Here is a 16,538-nt window from a genome sequence, read left to right on the forward strand (position 1 = left end):
GCGAGGCGCCACGACGCCGTTTACGGCTTTTTCGATGCCGTTTACATTCTTCACCCGAGTCTTTCTTGCAATACCGGCCGAAGCGACCGTGCTGCGATGAAATTTGTTGTTGTGCGATGCACAAGAGCCGAACTAGACTCCGCTGATTGATGGGCCCTACAGCATGTCGCGCAAAAGTGTGCAGCGGTTTTGCGATCACGACATGCTGAAAAACAAGAGACTAAAGCGTGGCAAGCGAATCTGAAAGATCGCGACACGCTTTAGGTTTTACCTCCGATCCTCCGGTTGCGCTGGTGCAGCGCCTCAGACTTCGAAGGAGCAAGCCATGACGCGATCCTCAGGCACTGTTCTCAGCGTCCTCGTCTTACTGGCAGTCCCAACGTCTGCCCTTAGCGGCGACCTTTCTGTTCCCTCGCCCTTGACTTTCGATGCGAGCCGAAATGGAGACCGCGCCTACAATTTGAACTGGACCGTGCGTCTGGGCGACGACATCCCTGTTCGAACGCGGGTCAAGGTTGGACTTTCAGGTTCGGACGACGGTAGGCTTGGCGAGCTTCCTCTGCGCGTCACCACGGGCATCAGAAATCCGGATGATTCAGAGGTTTTTCGTCGTTCGCTTGAACTGACGGCCGGCCAGGCTGCGGATCATGGTGATGCCGCGGTCACATGGCGGCGCAGCCGTCCCCTATCGGTGGGGCAAGACTTCGAGCTCGAGCTCCGCCAAAGCGTGACGACGGGCTTAAACGCTGGCCCGGATCGGACGATGGGCGTGTTGCGGGGAAGCCAAACCCTGATCGTGGATGATATAGCGCCGAAGACGTCGCTGCAGGCGACGACGACCCTTGCGAGCGATCAACGAGGCCCTACAGCCCAACTGCGCATCGAGCGGCAGTTGCTGAGCGACTTCCGTATCAGCGCAGATTTCAATCACAATGCCACCAAGAACAGTGCCCGTATCGACGCGCGCTATTTCCTCTCCTGGTGACGCCATTCCAGAATCAAAACAGGCGCCAGCATCCGCGGGTGCCTGTTTCAGCAGAACAAGTCAGCCGATCAGTGCAGGATCTGGCTGAGGAACAGGCGCGTGCGCTCGTGCTGCGGATTGTCGAAGAATTCTGCCGGTGAATTCTGCTCGACGATCTGGCCCTGGTCCATGAAAATGACCCGGTTGGCGACCTGACGAGCAAAGCCCATTTCGTGGGTGACGCAGAGCATGGTCATGCCTTCCTCGGCCAGCCCAACCATGGTGTCGAGCACTTCCTTGACCATTTCGGGGTCGAGCGCCGATGTCGGTTCGTCGAACAGCATGATCTTCGGCTTCATGCACAGAGAACGGGCGATCGCCACGCGCTGCTGCTGGCCGCCTGAAAGCTGGCCCGGATATTTGTTTGCCTGTTCCGGGATCTTGACGCGCTTGAGGAAGTGCATGGCCACTTCTTCGGCATCCTTCTTCGACATCTTGCGGACCCAGATGGGCGCAAGCGTGCAGTTTTCCAGGATGGTCAGATGCGGGAAGAGGTTGAAGTGCTGGAACACCATGCCGACCTCGCGGCGCACTTCGTCGATCTTCTTCAGGTCGTTCGTCAGTTCGATCTTGTCGACGATGATCGTGCCCGACTGATGCTCCTCAAGTCGGTTGATGCAGCGGATCATCGTCGATTTGCCAGAGCCTGAGGGGCCGGCGATGACGATACGCTCGCCCTTCATCACCTTGAGGTTGATGTCGCGCAGAACGTGGAAGTCGCCGTACCACTTGTTCATGCCAATGATTTCGACCGCGACATCGGTGTCCGAGACGGTCATTTTTGCAGCCTGTGCTTCAGCCATAGGAGTTACCTCGAAAATTCTTATCGTTTGTGTCCGGTGTCGAGATGGCGTTCCATGAACGCCGAGTAGCGCGACATGCCGAAGCAGAAGAGCCAGAACAGGAAGCCCGCGAAGATCAGGCCCGTGATCGGGGTGACCGGCGTGATCCAATTCGCATCGCGGAAGTTCAATTGCACGATGCCGAGCAGGTCAAACATGCCGATGATCGACACCAACGACGTATCCTTAAACAGGCCGATGAAGGTGTTGACGATGCCGGGGATGACGAGCTTGATCGCCTGCGGCAGGATGATCAACCGCGTCGTCTGCCAATAGCCGAGACCGAGCGAATCGGCACCTTCATACTGCCCCTTCGGAATGGCCTGCAGACCGCCACGGATGACCTCGGCCATGTAAGCGGAGGCGAACAGAGCAACCCCGACAAGCGCGCGCAGGAAGTTGTCGATGGTCCAGCCGGTCGGCAGGAACAACGGCAGCATCACGTTTGCCATGAACAGCACGGTGATCAGCGGCACGCCACGCACCACCTCGATGAAAGTGACGCACAGCATCTTGATGACTGGCAGATTGGATCGCCGACCCAGCGCCAGCAGGATGCCGAGCGGCAAGGAAACCGCGATGCCGACGAAAGACAGCACCAGCGTCACCATCAGGCCACCCCAGAGCGGGGTTTCGACCTTGGTAAGTAAGTCCGTATCTATACCGGTGAAGAAGACGAAAAGGCCGAACAAAAGCACGACCAAAATAGTCTGCAGCGACAACCTTCCAGCAGCGCGAAGACCGATGAGTAAAATCACAGACCCCGTCAATGCGTAGTCAACCCAAAACGAGGCGCGTGATCCGATTCCCTGTTCGGTTAGTTCTCGAACGCTCTCTATCGATGACGACAGGAAATACAATGGGTGCGAAACAAGCGCCGCAAATCCCTCAAGCATGCCTTGAGTTAGTTGCCAGCCTGTCTGATCTATCTGAGTGAAGAACGAAAGAAGCCACAAAGCTGAATTGACCAAACCCAGTGGCGCAGCGGCAATATAGTACACCAATACGGCCAAAAGCCATACTGCCAGATTGATGACCCAGGCCGCAAAACCGATTGCTGCGAATGGTAAAGCCATTCCGCCCATCAGCAGGAATACAGACAATATAGGGAATGCTACAAACAGTAGGCCAGCGCTTAGGCCCTTGTTCGGCACCTTCGGGATCAGCATCGGCATCAGCAGGGCGATGAACATGATGCCGACCAGCATTGGCCGCCAGCGTTCTTCAAGGGGATAGCGGCCAAAGATGAACTGGCCGAAACGCTCTTCAACGAAAGCCCAGCAGGCGCCGCTCCAGCCTTCCGGCTGGATGCCTCCCTGCGGGATCGTGGCGCAAACCGAGCGGTCGGAGCCGACCCAGCTTGCCTGGATGAAGAGCCAGTTGAGTATGCCCGGCACCGTCCAGAGCAGCAGGGCAACCGCTATGAAGGTCAGCACCACGTCCTTGGGCGTGGCGAGCAGGTTGGACCGGATCCAGCCGGTCACCGTACCCTGGCTGACCGGGGCGGGTTTTGGCGCCAGCATGTCCTGGCGAACGTAAGTGATGTCACGCGCCATGTTTTATCGCTCCACCAGGGCCATCTTGGCATTGAACCAGTTCATGAAGCCCGATGTCGCCAGGCTGATCGAGAGATAGACGACCATCCAGATCGAGACGACCTCGATCGCCTGACCGGTCTGGTTCAGGGTCGTTCCGCCGGTTGCCACGAGATCGGGAAAGCCAATCGCGGCGGCAAGCGAGGAGTTTTTCGTCAGGTTCAGATACTGGCTGGTGAGCGGCGGAATGATGATGCGCATGGCCTGGGGCACGACGACAAGTCGTGTCGCCTGGCTCGGCTGCAGGCCAAGCGCCGCGGATGCCTCGCTTTGTCCCTTGGGCACGCCCCTGATGCCGGCGCGGATTGTTTCGGCAATGAAGGACGCCGTGTAAAAGGAGAGTGCAAGATAGAGCGCGACGAATTCCGGCCCGAGAACCGCACCGCCGGCGAGGTTGAATCGGCCGAGTTCGGGATAGTTGAACGACAGCGGCCAACCGACCAGCGCAAATACGATCAGCGGAAAACCGATGATCAGGCCGAGCGAAGCCCAGACCGTCGGAAACTGCTGGCCGGTCGCCATCTGCCTGGCCTTGGCCCAGCGCGCGACGACAATGGCAAGCACGATCCCGATCAGGAGAGCTACCGGCAGCGCGATGGCGCCATCGCCCCAGATCGGCTTGGGAACAGCGAGGCCTCGGTTGTTCAGGAACATGCCGAGCGGCAGATCCAGCGATTCGCGCACCTGGGGCAGGGTGCTCAGCACGCCCGAATACCAGAAGAAGATGACGAGCAGCACCGGGATATTGCGGAAGACTTCGACATAAACGGTGCACAGCCGGGCAATCAGCCAGTTGCTGGAAAGCCTGCCGATGCCGATGATAAAGCCGATGATCGTTGCGGTGATGATACCGGTAACGGCAACGAGCAAGGTGTTGAGGAAGCCGACGACCAGCGCGCGTCCATAGGTGGAGTCGCTGGTATATTCGATCATCGACTGGCCGATGTCGAAGCCGGCGCGGCTGTTGATGAAGCCGTATCCGGACGCTGTTCCGGAGCGTGCGAGGTTGTCAGCGGTGTTGCCCGCGATCCAGAGCACGAAAAGCACGGTCAGCAGGGCCGTCAGCACCTGAAAGAAGATAGCGCGTGCCGTCGGGTTGTAGATATAGCTGGTAATAGTCCCCCGTTCCGCTGGCGCGGCTAAGGCATGGTCAGTCATTGGCCAATCCCCTGTGGTCCTTTGCGGACCTTATTCTGCTTGTCTTTTTTGTTATGGGGCCGGGGCGACGGATCGCCCCGGCAAATTTTCGACGATCGCTTAGCGGATCGGCGGTGCGTATTGCAGGCCACCCTTGGACCACAGCGCATTCAGGCCGCGCTGGATCTTGAGCGGGCTGTTCGTGCCGATGTTACGCTCAAAAATTTCGCCGTAATTGCCGACGGCCTTGATGATGTTGTAGGCCCAGTCGTTGGTCAGGCCAAGGTCGGTACCGATCTTGGTATCAGCCTCGGTGCCGAGGAAGCGCTTGATATCGGGGTTGGTGGTCGAGGCCTTGATCTCGTCGATATTGGCCTGGGTGATGCCGAATTCTTCTGCCTGGATCAGCGCGTAGTGGGTCCAGCTCACGATATCGAACCACTGGTCGTCACCCTGGCGGACGGCCGGGCCAAGCGGCTCCTTGGAGATGATTTCCGGCAGAACGATGTGATCGTCGGGGTTGGTCAGGTTCAGGCGGACCGAATAAAGGCCGGACTGGTCGGTGGTGTAGACGTCGCAACGGCCAGCGGCGTAGGCAGCGTTGACTTCTTCGAACTTTTCGAAAACGACCGGCTTGTATTCCAGGTTGTTGGCCTTGAAGTAGTCGGCGAGGTTGAGTTCGGTCGTCGTGCCGGACTGAACGCAGACGGCAGCGCCGGACAGCTCCAGAGCGGACTTTACGTTGAGGCTCTTCGGAACCATGAAGCCCTGGCCGTCATAATAGTTGACGGTGCGGAAGTTGAAGCCCAGCGCGGTGTCGCGGCTGATGGTCCAGGTGGTGTTGCGGAAGAGAACGTCGCCTTCACCCGACTGAAGGGCCGGGAAACGGGTCTGGCCCGTGGTGGGCGTGTACTTCACCTTCGTGCCGTCGGCGAAGATCGCAGCAGCCACGGCCTTGCAGTAGTCGACGTCGAAGCCAGACCAGTTGCCGGAAGCATCCGGAGCGGCAAAGCCGGCAAGACCGGTGTTGACAACGCACTGAACGAAGCCCTTGGCCTTTACGTCGTCGAGCGTGGCAGCCGATGCAGCCGAGCCAAAGCCCAGGACTGCTGCGCCAATCGCGACTGACAGAAACTTGTTGTTCATTTTTCCCAACCTTTTGTCTGTTTTCTTGTGATCGCGGCGATTTCTCCTGCGCGGGATGGCTCCCGTCGCCTCGCCGGCCCGCCGACCTCCCGGCGCGGACAAGGGCTATCACAGTCTTAAATGGCAACAGGGTCAAGTCTCGACCCGAATAATTGCGCCAAAAATTGGCAATTTGCTCATTCGGCTGCAAAATGAGGCATAAATCATTCGTGAGTGCAGGGATTTGCCGAAAAAATCATCTCCCGAAACGCTTTGGATATCGTCCTTGAGATGTTTTATCCGTCCGCCATGACCTGGGCGAGGGGCTTGACCGCAACCCGGCCAACGGTCAGAAATCGGGTATCGCAGTCGCAGGAAAGGCTCCCACCCCCCATGAAAGACAGAGAGACAATGCTGGCCGGCGCCGGCACGAACACCAGGTTGTGCCACCTTGGCCATGATCCCTTCGCATATCATGGTTTCGTCAATCCGCCGGTAGTGCATGCCTCAACGGTCTTGTTTCCCGATGTCGAAACCATGGAGTCCCGTCGGCAGAAATACACCTACGGCACGCGTGGCACGCCGACCACGGATGCGCTTTGCGCGGCGATCGATGCGCTGGAAGGTTCTGCCGGCACGATCCTCGTGCCCTCGGGTCTTGCAGCCATAACGGTTCCGTTCCTGGCCTTCCTGTCCGCAGGCGACCACGCGCTGATCGTCGATTCGGTCTATTCGCCCTGCCGGAATTTCTGCGACACGATGTTGAAGCGACTCGGCGTGACAGTCGAATATTACGATCCCGCGATCGGCGCCGGCATCGAGACCTTGATAAAACCCAATACCAAATTGGTTCACACCGAGGCGCCAGGCTCCAACACCTTTGAAATGCAGGATATCAGGGCGATTTCCGATATCGCGCACCGCCATGGCTGCGTGGTGACCATGGACAATACCTGGGCGACGCCGCTGTATTTCAAGCCGCTGGATTTCGGTGTCGACATTTCCATGCATGCGGCGACGAAATATCCGTCGGGCCATTCCGACATCCTGATGGGCACAGTCTCTGCCAATGCTGCGCATTGGGAGAAGCTCAGCGAAGCCAATATCACGCTCGGCATCTGTGGCGCGCCCGATGACAGCTACCAGATCCTGCGCGGTCTGCGCACCATGGGCCTCAGGCTCGACGCCCACCAGAAGGCGGCCCTGGCAGTGGCCGAATGGCTTGAGGGCAGGGATGGTGTTGCCCGCGTCCTTCATCCGGCCTTGCCGAGCTTTCCCGGCCACGACATCTGGAAGCGTGACTTCAAGGGCGCAAGCGGCATCTTCTCTTTCGTATTGGCGGCCGATGAGCCGGCGAAATTCAAGCCGAAGGCGCGGGCGTTCCTGAATGCACTGTCCGTTTTCGGGCTGGGCTATTCCTGGGGTGGCTATGAGAGCCTGGCCGTGATGGTCAATCTCGACGACCGCACGATCTGTAAGGCGCCGAGCGAAGGCCCGGTTATCCGTCTGCAGATCGGCCTGGAGGACGTGCCGGACCTGCTCGCTGACCTGGAGGCGGGTTTTGCCGCAGCGGCAGCAATCTAAGTCTCAATTGACGAACGGCAGCCGGCGTTCCTGTGACGCCGGTTGTGCCCGAAGTATTTAAACCTGTTCGCCGGCGCGGTAGCCATAGAGCCAGTCGAGATCGCTGGCCAGGCTTTGCGGTGGCCGCAGCGCCAGCACGAGATCGCGGCCCATGCGGATCGGGCCGCGCGCGTGATAGACAAACTTGTTGAAGGCACCGCGCTGCCGCACCCGCGCCGCTCGCGCCTGTCGAAGGCTCTGGTACCGGTCGAGCGCAGTCTGCAGCGGATGATGCGCAAGGAGCGCCGCCAGGTCGAAACCATCCTCGATCGCCATCGCAGCCCCTTGGGCCGAAAACGGCATCATCGCATGGGCCGCATCGCCGACCAGAACCGTGTCTCCGCCGCCATGCCATTGACCCGGTCCCGCCTGGAATAGCGGCCAGTAGTTCAGCGCAGGCGCTGATGCGATCATCGACTGCAGGGACGGGTGCCAGCCCGCGAAGGCGCGCGCCAGAAGGGCCTTCTGGGCCTCCGTTCCGGTGGCGGACCAGGTCTCTCCGGGGCTCACTCCGGCACTGATGGCCACGATATTGTAGCCGCTGATCTCGCGCAGTGGATAGGCGACCAGATGGCAGTTCGGCCCAAGATAAGCCGTGACGTTGGCCGGATCCAGGAAGCCGGGTCCCCCCTTGGCCGGCAGCGTGAAGCGCCAGGCGACATTTCCGGAGAACGAGACCTCCGGCGCCCCCGGTATCATGATGCGCGTCCGTGACCACACGCCGTCAGCGCCAATCACGACGTCGGGTGAGTGCCCGACGAGTTCGGCAAGCTGCTTGCGCCCGGCATCCTCGATTCGGGTGCCGAGATGCAGGCGTATCAGCGGGTTCTTCAGCACTACCGACAACAGGGACTGCTGCAGCGTCGAGCGATGAAGCACCCCATAGGGAGCGCCCCAGCGATTCTCCGCAAACGAGCCGGCGGGTACGGCCGCGAGCGTCTTCAGGCTAAGGCCGGAGGCGAGATTGATATAGTCAGGCCGACGCCAGTGGGCCTCGATGTCCTGGAGAACGCCGAGGGCCTGCAAAACGCGCGAAGCATTCGGTGAAAGTTGCAGACCGGCGCCCACTTCGCCCAACTGCGGAGCCTGCTCCAGGATGTCGGCATGAATCCCGTGATGGGCCAGCGACAATGCGGTCGAAAGGCCGGCAATGCCGGCGCCGACCACCACGGCGGATGTAACGGGCATGGAAGATGCCGATCCGTTCTAGGCTTCGTTTAAGCCACCTTCGACAGGAAGACGCAGCCGGCCGGATTTGTCTGGTCGGCCTTCAGGGAAGGATTGTAGCGGTAGAGGGTCGAGCAATAGGAGCAGACCTTCTCGTCATCATGGCCCATATCGATGAAGATATGCGGATGATCGAAAGGCTGGGATGCGCCGGTGCACATGAATTCCCGCACGCCGATCTCGATGAGGCGATGTCCGCCATCGTTCTGAAAGTGCGGAATGGAATGATGTCCGGCCATGGGTGATCTCCGACTGCGTGCAATTTGCGCGGACCTTAGCCCCGTTGCCTGAAAATGTGTAGTGCCAAACACCTCGGGAAATCACAGAAATCTTATGGATGGACCTTTGACGCGACCCTTGCCTTGCCTAAGGTGCGGCAAATCCGGCGCCGTCGTCTATGTGCGGTGCCCAACATGGCGTTGAGCGAGAGTAGCGCCCGGGATGGATATGATGAACCTGAATGCCCCGCCCTTTTCCCTGTTCTTTCACGACGGTTTGCAACTGGCCTATTTCGACGAGGGCGATCCGTCGGGTGCCCCGATCCTGCTGATCCACGGCTTTGCATCGACCGCCGTCGTGAACTGGGTACATCCCGGCTGGGTCAAGACCCTCGGCGATGCCGGTTTCCGGGTGATCGCGATCGACAACCGCGGCCATGGCAATAGCGACCGCCCGCATGACGCAGAAGCCTATTATCCGCCCTTGATGGCGGCCGATGCCGCAGCACTCCTGTCGCATCTCGGCATCGATCGAGCCCATGTGATGGGCTACAGCATGGGCGCGCGGATTTCGGCCTTTCTTGCGCTTGAGCATCCCGAGCGGGTGCGCTCGCTGATCTTCGGCGGGTTGGGGATTGGTCTCTGCGACGGCGTCGGTGATTGGGACCCGATCGCCGAGGCCTTGCTGGCGCCGTCACTCGATGATGTCACCCATGCGCGTGGCCGCATGTTCAGGGCTTTCGCAGATCAGACGCGCAGCGATCGATTTGCGCTGGCAGCCTGCATCCAGACATCGCGCTTGCTTGTCAGCCGCGAGCAGGTGGCCCGCATCGACCAACCCACATTGATCGGCGTCGGCACCAAGGACGACATTGCCGGCTCGCCGCAGGAACTGGCGGCCCTGATGCAGAATGCCACCGCGATCGACATACCCGGCCGTGACCACATGCTGGCCGTCGGCGACCGGGTGTTCAAGCGTGCGGCGCTGGAGTTCTTGGCCGCCAACGAGCAAGCGTGATGCCAATTTGCCTCTGAAGTTGGGTGTTCGATCCGCGGCTATTGCGGTGATGCTCTTCTGAGTGCCTCCATGGTGTCATTGGTTGCAACGCCGTCTGGCCGGATGCCCGCGTGCCTCTGGAACTGGATGACGGACGCACGGGTGGCCGCGCCAAATATGCCGTCTTCCTCGACATCGAGCCCCAGAACGAGGTTCAATCGCTCCTGGATCCACTCCACTTGAGGCCCACGATCTCCTAGGGCAACGAGTCGTGCTTCCTCATGAAGTGCAACGGGGTCGCCGAACACACCCTCCTCGTTCCACTTCAACATCTGCTGGCGGCTAATTTCGAAATGCATGGCGTCTTCCGTTTTGAAAGCCGCCCCCCAGAAGAAATCGTGGCTATTGAATATGGGGTGCATGCGGATAAGACCCTTCTGCGCCTTGTCGTCGCCTCGCGTATCGAGCTTGCCTTCAAGGGTAAAATCGATCGCGCATCCCCAGGAGTGGTTGCTGATAGACGTCTTGCTGCCACGCACGTAGCGCGTGCACAGCATGCCGGCACTGCCCAGTGCATTGTAGCATTCCGGCTCCTTTTGCTTCACATCTGCCAGTGCCGCGCGAAGTTTTTCGACGACCGGCTTCAAGCCGGTGACACGAAATGGGCCGACATCTTCGGTCACGATCAGGTTTCTGATTCGGCCATTGGTGACGGGCCGGCATTCCTGGTCGTAATTGCCGCGCGGGCTTCCCAACACGCGCAGCATGAGATTGTTCGAAAGCGGCTCAATAGAACCGTTAAGCCCTGCGCGATTGCTCAGTCGCACGGTGTCGCTTATCCAACTCATGGCTCTCCCCCATTCGGAAATGATGAACCATGGAACGCTAGGTCAATTTCAGCGGAAATACAACCTATGATAACTAAAAATAATATACGCTACTTAAAGGTTATCTTCCTTCGAATATCGGCTTTCGCCGCTCGGCAAAGGCGGCGCGCCCCTCTGCATAATCCCGGCTGTCGAATGTGGAGGATCCGACGATATCGGCCTCTCGCAACAGATCGGCGTCCTGTTGGGCGACCGCCCGCAGCGCAAGCTTGGCTGCCTGAACGGAGAGTGGCGCATTCGCCGCGATGGTATCGGCAAGCGAGAAGGCGGCACCATCAAGCGCGCCATCTTCTGTGACGTCGAGCAGGAAGCCATTTGCCAACAGCGCCTGGGCACCGACCGGCGCGCCGGTGAACAGCATCTGCCGCGCCATCTGCGGCCCCAAGCTCTCGTAAAAGTCCTGGATGGCGTCGGCAGGGTAGGCGAGGCCGAGCCGCGCGGCGGGCACGGCAAACGTGGCGGAGGCGGTGCCAAGCCTGAGGTCGCAGGCCGCGGCAAGGCCAAGGCCGCCGCCGTAGCAAATGCCTCTCACGGCAGCAATCACCGGCACTCTCGCCTGCCGCAGCGCTGCGAAGGCGGCGCTGTTCTCGGCCTCATAGATGCGGGCGGATTCGGTGTCTTTTCGAACCTGGGCGAATTCCGAGATATCGGCGCCGGCGCTGAAGTCTCGTCCGCCGGCGCCTGCAAGCACGATCACCCGCGCGCCGGCCTCGCCGATGAGCCAGGTGACGGCGTCGGGAATGGCGCGCCACATGGCAGCCGTCAGTGCGTTGCGGCGCGGCTGGTTGTCGATGGTCAGCATGCCCAAGCCGTCGCCGCATGCGGCATGAATGCCGCCGGCTGCGAAATCGCGTGAATTTGTCATCAGGAAATGGCCCATTTATGTTGGTCAGCGGATGCTATATATAAAGATGATGATAGAACGAGGAGACCTCCGATGGTCGCAAAAAACGAGCTGCTTGTCTCGGAGCATGTGAAGCCGATGGACCCGATCTGGCATAGCCTGCGCCAGGAAGCGCGGGTCGCCGCCGAGAGCGATCCGATACTCGCGGCCTTCCTGTATTCGACGGTGCTCAATCATCGCTCGCTGGAAGACAGCGTCATCTACCGCATCTGCGAGCGTCTCGACCATCAGGATGTCCAGGCCAGCCTTCTGCGGCAAGCCTTCCAGGAGATGCTGGCCGACTGGCCGGAATGGAGCACGGTGCTGCGGGTCGATATCCAGGCGGTCTATGATCGCGATCCTGCCTGCACGCGCTTCCTCGACGCGGTCCTGTATTTCAAGGGATTCCACGCGATCCAGACGCATAGGCTGGCGCATTGGCTGCTTGGCCAGGGACGGCGCGACTTTGCTCTGTATCTGCAGAGCAGGTCGTCGAGCGTGTTCCAGACGGATATCAACCCGGCAGCCCGCATCGGCAGGGGAATTTTCCTCGATCACGCCACCGGGCTCGTGGTGGGCGAAACCGCGCGCATCGGCGACAATGTCTCGATCCTGCACGGTGTCACCCTGGGTGGCACCGGCAAGGAGGGCAGCGACCGCCATCCCAAGATTGGTGATGGTGTGCTGATCGGCGCAGGGGCGAAGGTGCTCGGCAATATCGAGATCGGTTGCTGCTCTCGCGTTGCCGCAGGCTCCGTCGTGCTGAAGCCGGTGCCCAAGGGGTCAACCGTAGCAGGTGTGCCCGCCCGGGTCGTGGGTGAGGCGGGATGCGCCGAGCCGTCGCGCTCCATGGATCAAATCCTTCGCTCTGACGACTGATTATTGACGTCGGCCCGGCCGTCGGGGCGAGGGCGTGGCGGCGATTCGCCGCGCCTTTCAAAGCCATTCGCCTTTACATGCCGGTCATGCCCGTGCCAAAAGCGGCGCCAACTGAATCGTATGGAGAAAAGCCGTGAAGCCTGACGAAATCAAAAAACTCGACGCTTACTTCAAGCGCATGTTCAACGCGCAGATGGTCGTCAAGGCCCGGCCCCGCAAGGACGACTCGGCTGAAGTATACATGGGCGATGAATTTCTGGGCGTGGTCTTCAAGGACGAGGAAGACGGCGATCTGTCCTATAATTTTTCCATGGCGATCCTGGACGTGGATCTCTAAAGCCGGGAGTTGCACCCGGTCTGATATATTTTCGAAATATCAAATATTTCGCGGGCCGACCTAAGCCAGGTCGGCTTTTTTTATAACTTTAAATAAACCTGTGATTGTTTTGCAATGCACAATACTACTTGACAAAAATTGTGCAGCTGCTAGTTAAGATTGCATGTAATCTAACCAGAAGGACCGGTGACATGTTCAATTTCGACGACGCCAGCAAGAAGAGCAAAGAGGCCATCGACGCGATGCTGAAGAACTATGCCGAGGTCGCGAAGGGATACCAGGCGATCGCGGCGGAAGCCTCCGAATACTCCAAGAAGTCGTTTCAGGACATGGCGTCTTTCATGGAGCAGCTGTCCGGCGTGAAGAGCATCGAAAGCGCGTTCGAACTGCAGTCCTCGTTCATGAAGAGCTCTTATGAGAGCTTCGTCAGCGAAGCCACGAAGATGAGCGAGATGTATGCCGAACTGGCCAAGACTGCCTACAAGCCTTACGAGGCCGGCATGGCAAAGGCCTCTTCCATGGCGCCGGCACCGACCCAGTCGGTCATGCAGTAATCGGCAGGCCGGTCTCCGCCTGAAGACAAAATCAGCCGCCTGATTTGGCCGGTCGCGTTCTCGCGGCCGGTTTTTTGCTTCCCACTCCATCGCTTTTCATGACCTGGCGGCCATCGCGCCTCTCGTGGCCTTCCCCAGGCTTGCCCTTTTTGAAGATTTGAAGACGTTGCCTCTCAAATCTGTTTGCACTGTGCTGCAAGGGCCTTAAAATCCGCAAACAATGAACTACCTTAATGGGCTTGATGTCCGGAACTATCGTCCGCGTCTGCGGTCCGGACCGTGAGAGAGAAAGAGTGAAATGATCGCAACGCCGATCGTGATGCAACAACAGGGTGACGGGGATAACACCGGCCGTGGTACCTCAGTCATCACCCGTACCAAGTCTAAAACGAAGAAGCCCAATCTTTATCGCGTATTGCTTCTGAACGATGATTATACGCCCATGGAATTCGTGATCCACATCCTGGAGCGTTTCTTTCAAAAGGATCGGGAAGCGGCGACACGCATCATGCTTCATGTCCACAATCACGGCGTGGGCGAATGCGGCGTGTTTACCTACGAGGTCGCCGAGACCAAGGTAAGCCAGGTTATGGATTTCGCCAGGCAGCACGAACACCCGCTGCAATGTGTGATGGAAAAGAAGTGAGGAACTGACCGTGCCAACATTTTCTCCCAGCCTCGAAAAGGCACTGCACCAGGCACTGACCTTTGCCAACGAGAGGCATCATGAATACGCAACGCTGGAGCATTTGCTGCTCGCGCTGATCGACGACGCTGACGCAGCGGCCGTGATGGGTGCGTGCAATGTCAATCTGGATGTCTTGCGCAAGACGGTCAGCGACTATGTCGATAATGAACTGGCCAATCTCGTGACCGGATATGACGAGGATTCCAAGCCCACCTCGGGCTTCCAGCGGGTCATCCAGAGAGCGGTGATCCACGTCCAGTCGTCCGGCCGCGAAGAGGTTACGGGCGCCAATGTGCTCGTTGCGATCTTCGCCGAGCGCGAGAGCCATGCGGCCTTTTTCCTGCAGGAGCAGGAAATGACGCGCTATGATGCCGTCAACTATATCTCCCACGGCATCGGCAAACGGCCGGGATCGTCCCAGGTCCGTTCGCCCCGGGGTGCGGAGGACGGCGAAGCCGAGCCCAAGCAGTCCCGCGACCAGGAAGAGGGATCGGCCAAGAAGCAGCAGGATGCGCTCAAGGCCTACTGCGTCAATCTCAACGAAAAGGCTCGCAACGGCCGCATCGATCCGCTGATCGGGCGCCATAGCGAGGTCAACCGGACCATCCAGGTCCTGTGCCGCCGTTCGAAGAACAACCCGCTTTACGTGGGTGATCCCGGCGTCGGCAAGACGGCGATCGCCGAAGGTCTGGCCAAGCGGATCATCGAAGGCAAGGTGCCCGAGGCGCTCGCTGATGCCACGATCTTCTCGCTCGACATGGGCACGCTGCTCGCCGGTACCCGCTATCGTGGTGACTTCGAGGAGCGCCTGAAGCAGGTGGTGAAGGAACTCGAGGAATATCCCGGCGCCGTGCTGTTCATCGACGAGATCCACACCGTCATCGGTGCCGGCGCGACCTCGGGCGGCGCCATGGACGCATCGAACCTGCTGAAGCCGGCGTTGTCCTCCGGGCAGATTCGCTGCATCGGCTCGACCACCTACAAGGAATACCGCCAGTTCTTTGAGAAGGATCGTGCTCTCGTTCGTCGCTTCCAGAAGATCGACGTCAACGAGCCCTCGATCGAGGATGCCATCGAGATCATGAAGGGCCTGAAGCCCTATTTCGAGGATTACCACAAGCTGCGGTATTCCAACGAGGCGATCAAGTCGGCGGTTGAGCTGTCGGCGCGCTACATCTCTGACCGCAAGCTGCCGGATAAGGCGATCGACGTGATCGACGAAACCGGTGCGGCCCAGATGCTGCTGCCGGCGTCCAAGCGTCGCAAGCTGATCACTGAGAAAGAGATCGAGGCGACGATCGCCACCATGGCCCGCATTCCGGCCAAGACCGTTTCCAAGGATGACGAGATGGTTCTCGCCAACCTGGAAAAGGAGCTGCGTTCGGTCGTCTATGGCCAGGACAAGGCGATCGAGGCCCTGTCGACCTCGATCAAGCTGGCCCGTGCCGGTCTTCGCGAGCCGAACAAGCCGATCGGTTGCTATGTCTTCTCCGGCCCCACCGGTGTGGGCAAGACCGAAGTTGCCAAGCAGTTGGCCGCTTCGCTCGGCGTCGAGATGCTGCGCTTCGACATGTCGGAATACATGGAGCGGCACACCGTCTCGCGCCTGCTCGGTGCTCCTCCCGGCTATGTCGGCTTCGACCAGGGCGGCCTGTTAACAGACGGTGTCGACCAGCATCCGCATAGCGTTGTGCTGCTGGACGAAATCGAGAAGGCGCATCCGGATATCTACAATATCCTGCTGCAGGTCATGGACCATGGCTCGCTAACCGACCACAACGGCAAGAAGATCGACTTCCGCAACGTCATCCTGATCATGACGACCAATGCGGGCGCGTCGGAAATGGCCAAGTCCGCTATCGGCTTCGGCTCGTCCAAGCGTACCGGCGAAGACGAGGAGGCGCTGAACCGGCTGTTCACGCCCGAATTCCGCAACCGTCTCGACGCGACGATCGCATTCGCTCCGCTGCCGACCGAAGTCATCCACAAGGTCGTGCAGAAGTTCGTCATGCAGCTGGAAGCGCAGCTTTCCGAACGCAACGTCACCTTCGATCTGAGCGAGGCGGCTGTCGCCTGGTTGTCGAAGAACGGCTATGACGAGAAGATGGGCGCCCGTCCGCTGGCGCGCGTCATCCAGGAGCACATTAAGAAGCCGCTCGCCAACGAGATCCTCTTCGGCAAGCTGAAGAAGGGGGGCGTGGTCAAGGTCGGCACCAAGACCGATGACGAGGGCAAGGAGGTGCTGGACCTCGAGGCGCTCTCGGATGTCGCTCCGGTCAAGCCGAAGCCGGAAGCAGAACTCGTGGCCGCCGATGGTGTCGAAGAGGCGCCTGTTGTCGCGGCCAAGCCGAAACGTGCGGCGAAACCCGCCGTCGCCGCGGCTCCGGAACAGGCGCCTGAGGATGAGACCCCGAAGCGGCGCAGCGCCGTTCCGCGGGTGCCGAAGAAGAAGTGATGGCCTGCATCCAGGCCGCAACGATGCCGGGCGAAAGCCCGGCATCTTCGTTTTCAATGCCGGACTG

16 protein-coding genes are annotated in these 16,538 nt (G+C 59.7%); 8 read left to right on the top strand and 8 right to left on the bottom strand.

Features of this window, described 5'->3' with window-relative positions:
- The first annotated feature begins 325 nt into the window (after positions 1-325).
- Positions 326-985 (top strand): hypothetical protein, encoded by a 660-nt coding sequence (locus tag B9A97_RS06765; protein WP_143530357.1) that lies wholly within the window; start codon positions 326-328, stop codon positions 983-985.
- A gap of 68 nt (positions 986-1,053) precedes the next feature.
- Here B9A97_RS06765 and B9A97_RS06770 read toward each other — a convergent pair whose 3' ends face one another.
- The 4 genes from B9A97_RS06770 to B9A97_RS06785 all read right to left on the bottom strand — a co-directional run bounded on the left by B9A97_RS06770 (position 1,054) and on the right by B9A97_RS06785 (position 5,744).
- Positions 1,054-1,827, bottom strand: coding sequence for an amino acid ABC transporter ATP-binding protein (locus tag B9A97_RS06770; RefSeq protein WP_084364271.1), 774 nt, complete (start codon positions 1,825-1,827; stop codon positions 1,054-1,056).
- Positions 1,828-1,847: 20 nt separating this feature from the next.
- A complete protein-coding gene (locus B9A97_RS30125) occupies positions 1,848-3,422 on the bottom strand; it encodes an amino acid ABC transporter permease (RefSeq protein ID WP_084364272.1) in 1,575 nt (524 codons plus the stop codon).
- Positions 3,423-3,425: 3 nt separating this feature from the next.
- A complete protein-coding gene (locus B9A97_RS06780; protein ID WP_084364273.1) occupies positions 3,426-4,619 on the bottom strand; it encodes an amino acid ABC transporter permease in 1,194 nt (397 codons plus the stop codon).
- 99 nt (positions 4,620-4,718) lie between these two features.
- A complete protein-coding gene (locus B9A97_RS06785; RefSeq protein ID WP_084364274.1) occupies positions 4,719-5,744 on the bottom strand; it encodes an amino acid ABC transporter substrate-binding protein in 1,026 nt (341 codons plus the stop codon).
- A gap of 372 nt (positions 5,745-6,116) precedes the next feature.
- Between B9A97_RS06785 and B9A97_RS06790 the strand changes: the two genes are divergently transcribed.
- Entirely contained in the window at positions 6,117-7,307 is a 1,191-nt protein-coding gene (locus tag B9A97_RS06790; RefSeq protein WP_084364275.1) for a cystathionine beta-lyase, read from the top strand.
- A gap of 57 nt (positions 7,308-7,364) precedes the next feature.
- On the opposite strand, the gene B9A97_RS06795 is transcribed toward B9A97_RS06790, so the two are convergent.
- Positions 7,365-8,534, bottom strand: coding sequence for an FAD-dependent monooxygenase (locus B9A97_RS06795; RefSeq protein WP_084364276.1), 1,170 nt, complete (start codon positions 8,532-8,534; stop codon positions 7,365-7,367).
- 29 nt (positions 8,535-8,563) lie between these two features.
- Positions 8,564-8,812 (bottom strand): zinc-finger domain-containing protein, encoded by a 249-nt coding sequence (locus tag B9A97_RS06800; protein ID WP_084364277.1) that lies wholly within the window; start codon positions 8,810-8,812, stop codon positions 8,564-8,566.
- 211 nt (positions 8,813-9,023) lie between these two features.
- Between B9A97_RS06800 and B9A97_RS06805 the strand changes: the two genes are divergently transcribed.
- Complete coding sequence (locus tag B9A97_RS06805) at positions 9,024-9,809, top strand: alpha/beta fold hydrolase (RefSeq protein ID WP_084364455.1); 786 nt, start codon at positions 9,024-9,026, stop codon at positions 9,807-9,809.
- 38 nt (positions 9,810-9,847) lie between these two features.
- On the opposite strand, the gene B9A97_RS06810 is transcribed toward B9A97_RS06805, so the two are convergent.
- A complete protein-coding gene (locus tag B9A97_RS06810; protein ID WP_179145238.1) occupies positions 9,848-10,555 on the bottom strand; it encodes a peptidoglycan-binding protein in 708 nt (235 codons plus the stop codon).
- A 181-nt stretch (positions 10,556-10,736) separates the two neighbouring features.
- Positions 10,737-11,540: an enoyl-CoA hydratase-related protein gene (locus tag B9A97_RS06815; RefSeq protein WP_084364456.1), complete on the bottom strand. Its 804-nt coding sequence runs from the start codon at positions 11,538-11,540 to the stop codon at positions 10,737-10,739.
- A 72-nt stretch (positions 11,541-11,612) separates the two neighbouring features.
- Between B9A97_RS06815 and cysE the strand changes: the two genes are divergently transcribed.
- From cysE to clpA, 5 genes are all read left to right on the top strand, one after another.
- Positions 11,613-12,437: a serine O-acetyltransferase gene (gene cysE / locus B9A97_RS06820; RefSeq protein ID WP_084364279.1), complete on the top strand. Its 825-nt coding sequence runs from the start codon at positions 11,613-11,615 to the stop codon at positions 12,435-12,437.
- A gap of 133 nt (positions 12,438-12,570) precedes the next feature.
- Complete coding sequence (locus B9A97_RS06825) at positions 12,571-12,774, top strand: DUF3126 family protein (RefSeq protein ID WP_084364280.1); 204 nt, start codon at positions 12,571-12,573, stop codon at positions 12,772-12,774.
- Positions 12,775-12,965: 191 nt separating this feature from the next.
- Entirely contained in the window at positions 12,966-13,328 is a 363-nt protein-coding gene (locus tag B9A97_RS06830; RefSeq protein ID WP_084364281.1) for a phasin family protein, read from the top strand.
- Between the two features lie 298 nt (positions 13,329-13,626).
- Complete coding sequence (gene clpS / locus B9A97_RS06835) at positions 13,627-13,974, top strand: ATP-dependent Clp protease adapter ClpS (protein WP_084364282.1); 348 nt, start codon at positions 13,627-13,629, stop codon at positions 13,972-13,974.
- Between the two features lie 10 nt (positions 13,975-13,984).
- A complete protein-coding gene (gene clpA, locus B9A97_RS06840) occupies positions 13,985-16,471 on the top strand; it encodes an ATP-dependent Clp protease ATP-binding subunit ClpA (RefSeq protein ID WP_084364283.1) in 2,487 nt (828 codons plus the stop codon).
- Positions 16,472-16,538 lie beyond the last annotated feature (67 nt).

Source organism: Rhizobium sp. RU36D (assembly GCF_900176345.1).
Taxonomy (GTDB): Bacteria; Pseudomonadota; Alphaproteobacteria; order Rhizobiales; family Rhizobiaceae; genus Allorhizobium.

Bases quoted from the DNA above. Each gene is read 5' to 3' on its own strand.
- B9A97_RS06765 (WP_143530357.1), top strand. From the start codon at position 326: ATGACGCGATCCTCAGGCACTGTTCTCAGCGTCCTCGTCTTACTGGCA.
- B9A97_RS06770 (WP_084364271.1), bottom strand. From the start codon at position 1,827: ATGGCTGAAGCACAGGCTGCAAAAATGACCGTCTCGGACACCGATGTC.
- B9A97_RS30125 (WP_084364272.1), bottom strand. From the start codon at position 3,422: ATGGCGCGTGACATCACTTACGTTCGCCAGGACATGCTGGCGCCAAAA.
- B9A97_RS06780 (WP_084364273.1), bottom strand. From the start codon at position 4,619: ATGACTGACCATGCCTTAGCCGCGCCAGCGGAACGGGGGACTATTACC.
- B9A97_RS06785 (WP_084364274.1), bottom strand. From the start codon at position 5,744: ATGAACAACAAGTTTCTGTCAGTCGCGATTGGCGCAGCAGTCCTGGGC.
- B9A97_RS06790 (WP_084364275.1), top strand. From the start codon at position 6,117: ATGAAAGACAGAGAGACAATGCTGGCCGGCGCCGGCACGAACACCAGG.
- B9A97_RS06795 (WP_084364276.1), bottom strand. From the start codon at position 8,534: ATGCCCGTTACATCCGCCGTGGTGGTCGGCGCCGGCATTGCCGGCCTT.
- B9A97_RS06800 (WP_084364277.1), bottom strand. From the start codon at position 8,812: ATGGCCGGACATCATTCCATTCCGCACTTTCAGAACGATGGCGGACAT.
- B9A97_RS06805 (WP_084364455.1), top strand. From the start codon at position 9,024: ATGAACCTGAATGCCCCGCCCTTTTCCCTGTTCTTTCACGACGGTTTG.
- B9A97_RS06810 (WP_179145238.1), bottom strand. From the start codon at position 10,555: ATGCTGCGCGTGTTGGGAAGCCCGCGCGGCAATTACGACCAGGAATGC.
- B9A97_RS06815 (WP_084364456.1), bottom strand. From the start codon at position 11,540: ATGACAAATTCACGCGATTTCGCAGCCGGCGGCATTCATGCCGCATGC.
- cysE (WP_084364279.1), top strand. From the start codon at position 11,613: ATGGTCGCAAAAAACGAGCTGCTTGTCTCGGAGCATGTGAAGCCGATG.
- B9A97_RS06830 (WP_084364281.1), top strand. From the start codon at position 12,966: ATGTTCAATTTCGACGACGCCAGCAAGAAGAGCAAAGAGGCCATCGAC.
- clpS (WP_084364282.1), top strand. From the start codon at position 13,627: ATGATCGCAACGCCGATCGTGATGCAACAACAGGGTGACGGGGATAAC.